The organism is Variovorax sp. P4_D9, assembly GCF_056401695.1.
In genome coordinates, this window is sequence record NZ_JBFUIU010001592.1 from 1 (window position 1) to 930 (window position 930).

Annotated in this window: 1 protein-coding gene; it reads left to right on the forward strand. The window is 71.9% G+C overall.

What is annotated here, in order from left to right:
- Positions 1-930, forward strand: a 930-nt coding sequence (locus AC1DY5_RS57115) for an aldehyde dehydrogenase family protein (RefSeq protein WP_478122955.1), incomplete at both ends; no start/stop codon positions are given.

Below are 930 nucleotides of genomic sequence, written 5' to 3' on the forward strand. Positions count from 1 at the left end.
GGCGTGACGCGAGCGATGCGCGCCGCCTTGATGTGAGCGACCCCGCGACTGGCGCCGTGTTCGCGAGCGTGCCCGATGGCAACGCGGCCGATGCGCGCGCGGCCGTCGATGCGGCGCATGCCGCCTTCCCGGCGTGGCGCGCCGTGCCGGCCAAGGAGCGCGCCCGGATCCTCAAACGCTGGAACGACCTGGTGATGGCGCACCAGGAGGACCTGGGCCGCCTGATCTCGCGCGAGCAGGGCAAGCCGCTGGCCGAGGGCCGGGGCGAGGTGGCCTATGCCGCCAGCTACATCGAGTGGTTTGCCGAGGAGGCCACGCGCGCCAATGGCGACGTGATTCCCGCGCCGGTGCCGGGACGGCGCATGTTCGCGCTGAAGGAGCCGGTGGGCGTGGTCGCCACCATCACGCCGTGGAACTTCCCGGCGGCCATGATCGCGCGCAAGATCGCGCCGGCGCTCGCGGCCGGATGCACCGTGGTCTGCAAGCCGGCCGAGGACACGCCGCTGACATCGCTGGCCCTGGTCAAGCTGGCCCAGGAGGCCGGGGTGCCGGCGGGGGTGATCAACATCGTGACCGCCTCGCGCGAGCGCACGCCCGAGGTGGTGGACGTGTGGCTGGACGATGCGCGCGTGCGCAAGATCAGCTTCACCGGCTCGACGCCGGTGGGCCAGCACCTGGCGCGCCGCTCGGCCGATACGCTCAAGAAGCTGTCGCTCGAGCTCGGCGGGAACGCGCCCTTCATCGTGTTCGAGGACGCAGACATCGATGCTGCCGTCGAAGGCCTGATGGCGGCCAAGTTCCGCAACGGCGGGCAGACCTGCGTGTCCCCGAACCGCGTGTTCGTGCACGAGCGCCTGCATGACGCCTTCGCCGACAAGCTGGCCGGGCGCGTAGGCGCACTCAAGGTGGGCCCGGCGAGCGACCCGGGCT